Annotated in this window: 9 protein-coding genes and 1 pseudogene; 3 read left to right on the top strand and 7 right to left on the bottom strand. The window is 74.0% G+C overall.

The window, feature by feature from the left end; genetic code table 11:
* The first annotated feature begins 302 nt into the window (after positions 1–302).
* Positions 303–578 (top strand): hypothetical protein, encoded by a 276-nt coding sequence (locus tag KBX39_RS21170; RefSeq protein WP_113973165.1) that lies wholly within the window; start codon positions 303–305, stop codon positions 576–578.
* On the opposite strand, the gene KBX39_RS21165 is transcribed toward KBX39_RS21170, so the two are convergent.
* Both KBX39_RS21165 and KBX39_RS21160 read right to left on the bottom strand, forming a co-directional pair.
* Positions 535–1,560, bottom strand: coding sequence for an adenosine deaminase (locus KBX39_RS21165; RefSeq protein WP_064448740.1), 1,026 nt, complete (start codon positions 1,558–1,560; stop codon positions 535–537). The two genes, KBX39_RS21170 and KBX39_RS21165, sit on opposite strands and share 44 nt — an antisense overlap.
* Positions 1,557–2,348, bottom strand: coding sequence for a trans-aconitate 2-methyltransferase (locus KBX39_RS21160; RefSeq protein WP_113973166.1), 792 nt, complete (start codon positions 2,346–2,348; stop codon positions 1,557–1,559). Before KBX39_RS21160 ends, KBX39_RS21165 begins: the two co-directional genes overlap by 4 nt.
* 84 nt (positions 2,349–2,432) lie before the next feature.
* Between KBX39_RS21160 and KBX39_RS21155 the strand changes: the two genes are divergently transcribed.
* Both KBX39_RS21155 and KBX39_RS21150 read left to right on the top strand, forming a co-directional pair.
* Complete coding sequence (locus KBX39_RS21155) at positions 2,433–3,416, top strand: aldo/keto reductase (protein ID WP_043325010.1); 984 nt, start codon at positions 2,433–2,435, stop codon at positions 3,414–3,416.
* Positions 3,417–3,498: 82 nt separating this feature from the next.
* Positions 3,499–3,687 (top strand): hypothetical protein, encoded by a 189-nt coding sequence (locus tag KBX39_RS21150; protein WP_043325011.1) that lies wholly within the window; start codon positions 3,499–3,501, stop codon positions 3,685–3,687.
* Between the two features lie 81 nt (positions 3,688–3,768).
* Here the strand turns inward: KBX39_RS21150 and KBX39_RS21145 are convergent, their stop codons facing one another.
* The 5 genes and pseudogenes from KBX39_RS21145 to KBX39_RS33455 all read right to left on the bottom strand — a co-directional run.
* Positions 3,769–3,972 (bottom strand): cold-shock protein, encoded by a 204-nt coding sequence (locus tag KBX39_RS21145; protein ID WP_007075740.1) that lies wholly within the window; start codon positions 3,970–3,972, stop codon positions 3,769–3,771.
* 287 nt (positions 3,973–4,259) lie between these two features.
* Complete coding sequence (locus KBX39_RS21140; protein WP_210872124.1) at positions 4,260–4,532, bottom strand: DUF4235 domain-containing protein; 273 nt, start codon at positions 4,530–4,532, stop codon at positions 4,260–4,262.
* Positions 4,529–4,870 carry a DUF3618 domain-containing protein gene (locus KBX39_RS21135; RefSeq protein WP_043325013.1) on the bottom strand — a complete coding sequence of 114 codons (342 nt, stop codon included), beginning with the start codon at positions 4,868–4,870 and terminating at the stop codon, positions 4,529–4,531. Before KBX39_RS21135 ends, KBX39_RS21140 begins: the two co-directional genes overlap by 4 nt.
* Positions 4,867–5,301: a phage holin family protein gene (locus tag KBX39_RS21130; protein ID WP_043325014.1), complete on the bottom strand. Its 435-nt coding sequence runs from the start codon at positions 5,299–5,301 to the stop codon at positions 4,867–4,869. Before KBX39_RS21130 ends, KBX39_RS21135 begins: the two co-directional genes overlap by 4 nt.
* A 242-nt stretch (positions 5,302–5,543) precedes the next feature.
* Positions 5,544–5,684 (bottom strand): annotated as a pseudogene (locus KBX39_RS33455) (mechanosensitive ion channel family protein); the annotation flags it as partial.

The following is a 5,684-nucleotide window of genomic DNA, read 5'->3' as shown; positions in this document are numbered from 1 at the left end:
GGTTCGGGCTGGTCGGACGGATGGCCCGGGACGCCCGCGAGCCGCGTGCCGGGCGGCGCTGGCCGCGTCCGCGCTGACGCCTTGACTGTGGGCCGGCGCAAGTTCTCCTTAAAGGTGGTTTAACGACGGCCGGGAAACCGCCGTGAACTGCCAGGATTACCGACAGAACCCATCAGTTCCGTCGGCCGGGACGCCCCGTAACACCTTTCGGCCGACGGATCGGTGCGCGCGGCGGGAGTTCGGTCCCCCCACACCTCGCTCCCGTCGCGCGCTCTCCCGTCGTTCCGGGCGAGGTGACCGTCATGACGCCGACCGTCGGCCGTCTGCTCCGCTGGGCCGCCGTGATCGGCCTGGGCATCGCCCTCACGCTCGCCTTCTGGCAGGACCCGGTGCTCGCCCACGGCCCGGTCCGGCCGGCGGCTGTCGCGTCAGGTCCGGCCGCCGCGCTGTCCGCGCTGGCCCTGGCCGGGGTGATGCTGACCGCGCGGCGCCGGCCGCCCCGGGGCTCCCGGCGGCCGACGCCGGTACGGCCGCTCAGCGTGCCGCGCTCACCCGGTACGCGTCGATCTCGGCGCTGATCCGGGCCTGCTCGGCCGGGGGCAGGAACGCAGCGGCCACCGCGTCGCGGGCCAGCGCGGCGACGCCGTCCGGGCCGAGTCGCAGCAGCCGGGCGGCCACCGCGTACTCGTCGTTGAGCGTGGTGCCGAACATCGGCGGGTCGTCGGAGTTGATGCTGACCGGCACGCCGGCCTCGACGATCCGGGGCAGCGGGTGCGCGTCGATGCTCGGCACGGCCCGGGTGCGCACGTTGGAGGTCGGGGAGATCTCCAGCGGGATCCGCCGCTCGGCCAGGTAGGTCAGCAGCGCCGGGTCCTGCACGGCGGAGATGCCGTGGCCGATCCGCTCGGCGCCCAGTTCGCGCAGCGCGTCCCAGATCGTCTCCGGGCCGGTGGTCTCGCCGGCGTGCGGCACCGAGCGCAGCCCGGCCGCCCGCGCCTGGTCGAAGTACGGCTTGAACTGCGGCCGGGGCACGCCGATCTCGGGGCCGCCGAGGCCGAAGCTGATCAGCCCGTCGGGTCGTTCGTCGAGCGCGATCCGCAGCGTCTGCTCGGCGGCGGGCAGGCCGGCCTCGCCGGGGATGTCGAAGCACCAGCGCAGCGCGATGCCGAAGTCGGCCTCGGCGCGTTTGCGGGCGTCCTCGATGGCCTCGCAGAACGCCGGCGCCGGGATGCCCCGGTTCACGTGCGAGTACGGCGTGACGGTCAGCTCGGCGTACCGGACCTGCTGGCGGGCCAGTTCCCGGGCGACCTCGTGGGTGAGCAGCCAGACGTCGTCGGCGTCGCGGATGAGGTCCACCACGCTGAGGTAGACCTCGATGAAGTGGGCGAAGTCGCGGAACGCGAAGTAGTCGGCGAGCGCCTCCGGGTCGGCCGGCACCGGGCTGCGCCCCTCGTGCCGGGCGGCCAGCTCGGCGACGATCCGGGGCGAGGCGGAGCCGACGTGGTGCACGTGCAGCTCCACCTTTGGTAGTCCGGCGATGAAGGTGGGCAGGTCGGTCACGAGTTCTCCTCTGCGCGGGCGCCGGTGCGGGCCACCATGAAGATCCGGCGGAACGGGAAGTACACCTGACCCTGCCGCACCGGGTACGCCTGCGCGAGCCGTACCCCCAGCTCGGCGCGGAAGGCGGCCCAGCCGGCGGCGTCCAGCGCGGCGCGGACCGGGCGCAGCGCGGTGCCCTCCATCCAGGCCAGCACCGGGTGGTCGGCGCCGGTGGCGGGCAGCAGATGCACGTACGTAGTCTCCCAGGCGTCGACCGCGCAGCCCACGCCGGTCAGCAGCGTGGCGTAGCCGACGGGTTCGTCGACCGGCGCCTCGCGCAGCTTGCCGGCGACCGCGTCGCGCCACGGTTCCCGCGCGGCGACGGAGCGCAGCAGCCGGTGCGACGGCGCGTCGAAGTTGCCCGGCACCTGGAACGCCATCCAGGCGCCCGCCGGCAGTGCGTGCGCCCAGCGGCGGAGCAGGTCGCGGTGCTCCGGCACCCACTGGAGCACGGCGTTGCCGACCAGCACGTCGACGTCGGGCTCGGGCCGCCAGTCGCGGACGTCGCCGACGGCGTAGCCGACCGGTCCGCTCTCGGCGCTCGCCCGGGCGATCATCTCCGGGGAGGAGTCCAGGCCGGTGACGCGGCTGCCGGGCCAGCGGCCGGCGAGCGTGGCGGTGAGCGTGCCGGGGCCGCAGCCGAGGTCGACCACGGCACGCGGGTACTCGGCGCCGACGCGGGCCAGCAGGTCGTGGAACGGCCGGGAGCGCTCGTCGCCGTAGCGCAGGTAGGTGCGCGGATCCCACATGACAGCCTCCAAACCGTACGTACGTCTTGTTAGACCGTACGGCCCGCCGCGCGCCACGGCAAGCGGCTCACTAGGCTCGGCCGGGTGGAACAGCGCAGCTTCGACCGGCTCGGCCGGCACGTCGGCATCATCGGACTCGGCGCGTGGCAGCTCGGCGCGGACTGGGGCGAGGTCAGCGAGGACGCGGCGCTCGCCGTGCTCGCCGCGGCCGTCGACGCGGGCGTCACCTTCCTGGACACCGCCGACGTCTACGGCGACGGCCGCAGCGAGGCGCTGATCGGCCGGTTCCTGCGCTCCCGCCCCGGACACGGGCTCACCGTGGCCACCAAGATGGGCCGACGGGTGGAGCAGACGCCGGAGGCGTACACACTCGACAACTTCCGGGCCTGGACCGACAGATCCCGCGCCAACCTCGGCGTCGACACGCTCGACCTGGTGCAGTTGCACTGCCCGCCCACCGCCGTCTTCGCCGACGACCGGGTCTTCGACGCCCTCGACACGCTCGTCGCCGAGGAGCGCGTGGCCGGGTACGGCGTCAGCGTGGAGACCTGCGACCAGGCGCTCACCGCCATCGCCCGGCCCGGGGTGGCGAGCGTGCAGATCATCCTCAACGCGGTCCGGCACAAGCCGCTGGAGCAGGTGCTGCCCGCCGCCGCTGCCGCCGGGGTCGGGATCATCGCCCGGGTGCCGCTGGCCAGCGGCCTGCTCTCCGGCCGCTACGACGAGAACACCACGTTCCCGGCGGACGACCACCGCACGTTCAACCGGCACGGTGAGTCGTTCGACGTCGGCGAGACGTTCTCCGGCGTCGACTACGACCTGGGCCTGGCCGCGGTGCGCCGGCTCGCCCCGCTGGTCGGCGACGACCGCACGATGGCGCAGTTCGCGCTGCGCTGGATCCTCGACCAGCCGGGCGTGACGGTGGTGATCCCCGGCGCCCGCTCCCCCGAGCAGGCGCGGCGCAACGCGGAGGCAGCCGGCCAGCCGGCACTGACCGACGTGGAACTGGCCGCGGTGCGGGCCGCCTACGACGAGCTGATCCGCCCGCAGGTGCACGACCGGTGGTGAGCCGGCCGGTCGGCGCGGCGTCGCCGGCCGCCCGCGCCGCCGGGCATGCTGGAGCGGAACTGTCGTCGTCGGAGGGGGAACGATGAGGGGCTGGTTCCGGCTCACAGTGGGGCTGCTCGCCGTGGTGCTGGGTGCGCTGTGGACGGTGCTCGGGCTCGGGTATGTCGAGGGCAGCGCGCTGAGCGACGAGCGGCTCTGGGCGTACGTGGGCGCGGTGCTGATCCTGATCGGACTCGTCGGGCTGTGGTGGGGCATGCGTGCCCGCCGCTGAGGCGCCGGGCAAGGCGAAGCCCCGCCTCCCGTACGGGATGCGGGGCTTCCGGCACCGGCCGGCGCGGCCGGTGCGGTCAGCTCAGATGGGGCGGACCTGCTCGGCCTGCGGACCCTTCTGACCCTGGGCGATCTCGAACTCCACCCGCTGGTTCTCCTCCAGCGTGCGGTAGCCGCTGGTCTGGATGGCCGAGAAGTGGACGAACACGTCAGCACCCCCGCCGTCGACGGTGATGAAGCCGAAGCCCTTGTCAGCGTTGAACCACTTCACGGTTCCCTGCGCCATGTGTATCTCCTTCTAAAACTGGCGGCCGAGCACGCCGTGCGGCCGATTGGCCGTTTTCGAGCAGCGGCGCCTGAGGCGGCCCCCAGTACCGGAGACTTCTCTCAACCCACGCGTCTCTCAACAGCGTGAGACAGCAAACCACGTACGCAAAAACTTCGCACAGCCTAGCGGACGAAATTCTCCGACATGTGACCTGAAGGTCGCGCCGACGCCGCTGCGCGGCCCCGCCGGAGCCATGCGAAAGGCCCCTTTCCCGCGCTCGGGAAAGGGGCCTTTCCGGCCTTTCGTCAGTCCGGCCAGCGACCGGTCAACCGGCGCACGCCCACCGCTCCACCTCGGTAGACGGCGGCCCGCACCACCGAGAAGATGGCGCCCTGCAGCGCTGCGGCGGCGAGCACCTCGCCCCAGCGGCGGTCCTCGTCGGTGGCGCTCGGCGCCTCGCCGTCGCCCGCTGTCAACTTCCAGACCTGGCGGAAGATCACGCCGGCGACGGTACCGGCGGCCAGGCCGAGCAGCACCCCCACCGGTTTGTACGCCGCTTTGCCGATCTTCCCGCTCACCTGCGCCTCCCTCGGACGATCGCCAGCACCACCACCGTCACCAGGGCCCCGGCCGCGACGGCCGCCCACGGCAACGGGTTGCGCCCGACCGCCTCACCCTTCTCGTACGCCTGTGCCCGGACCAGCCGGGCCCGCTCCGCCGCCCGCCCGCGCACCCGGGCCGCGGTCAGCGACGCCTGCTCGCGCATCCGCGCCTTCGCCGCCTCGGCGGAGTGCCGCACCAGCGCCTTCGGGTCGGCCCTGGCCGCGAGCAGCTCCATCGTCTCACCGAGTTCCACCCGGGTCCGGCGGATCTCCTCCCGGAGCGCCGCCACGTCCCCGGTTCCGTTGCCGGTCATGCCCGTCTCCCGTCCTTCACCGCGGCGGTGACCGTGTCGACGTCCGCCCGCACGCTACGGACGGCCGCCTCGGGCACCGGCGGGACGGCACGGCTGACCTGCTTCTTGCCCACGAGCGCCAGGATCCCGGCGAGCAGGAACAACGCCACCGCCACGATCAGGGCCGCCAGCCACGCCGGCATGACCAGCGCCAGCAGCAGGATCACGGTGGCGACCAGGGCGCCGGCGCCGTAGAGCGCCATCACCCCGCCGCCGCCGAACAGACCGATCCCGATCCCGGCGTGCTTGCCCTTCTGGGTCAGTTCCGCCCGGGCCAGCGCCAGCTCGTCCCGTACCAGACGGGTGACCTGCTCGGTGGCGCGCTGGACCAGTTCCGCGGTGGACGGCTCGTTCCCGGTCCGGGACGTGCTGCGACTCGCGACGTCAGCCATGCTGTCCTCCTTTCGTCATCACCGCGCTGTATGCCCGGAGTCGCCGCCCGTCAATCCTGCGCGGCGCGGCCGGTCCGCCCGGCCGCGCGCCGCCGGAACCCGGCGCCGTGAGCGCCGGGTCCGGGGCGTGCGCACCACGTCCCCCGCAACCGTCCGGCCAAACCCGTCCGGCCGGAAAGCCGCCCGAACGCGGGAACCCCCGGCGCCGTGGGCAGCCGGGGTCCCCGATCGGGGGTACGGGGTCAGCGACGCGCCTCGGCGTGGTCCTCGCGGCCCACGAACACCTCGCTGCGCGCCTCGCCGTCGTCGCTGCCGCCGAAGACCCGCGCGTCGTCGGGCGCCTCGGTGCCGGCCGGGCGGCGGACCGGGCGGCGCGGCTGCGC

Origin of the sequence: Micromonospora sp. D75 (assembly GCF_018070405.1) — a bacterium.
GTDB lineage: Bacteria > Actinomycetota > Actinomycetes > Mycobacteriales > Micromonosporaceae > Micromonospora > Micromonospora chalcea.
Note: the sequence above shows the minus strand (reverse complement) of the source record. Positions and strands in the feature narration are given on the sequence as shown.

Excerpts from the sequence above, each read along its gene's own strand:
- KBX39_RS21135 (WP_043325013.1), bottom strand. The coding sequence starts at position 4,870 with ATGACCGGCAACGGAACCGGGGACGTGGCGGCGCTCCGGGAGGAGATC.
- KBX39_RS21150 (WP_043325011.1), top strand. The coding sequence starts at position 3,499 with ATGAGGGGCTGGTTCCGGCTCACAGTGGGGCTGCTCGCCGTGGTGCTG.
- KBX39_RS21130 (WP_043325014.1), bottom strand. The coding sequence starts at position 5,301 with ATGGCTGACGTCGCGAGTCGCAGCACGTCCCGGACCGGGAACGAGCCG.
- KBX39_RS21160 (WP_113973166.1), bottom strand. The coding sequence starts at position 2,348 with ATGTGGGATCCGCGCACCTACCTGCGCTACGGCGACGAGCGCTCCCGG.
- KBX39_RS21145 (WP_007075740.1), bottom strand. The coding sequence starts at position 3,972 with ATGGCGCAGGGAACCGTGAAGTGGTTCAACGCTGACAAGGGCTTCGGC.
- KBX39_RS21170 (WP_113973165.1), top strand. The coding sequence starts at position 303 with ATGACGCCGACCGTCGGCCGTCTGCTCCGCTGGGCCGCCGTGATCGGC.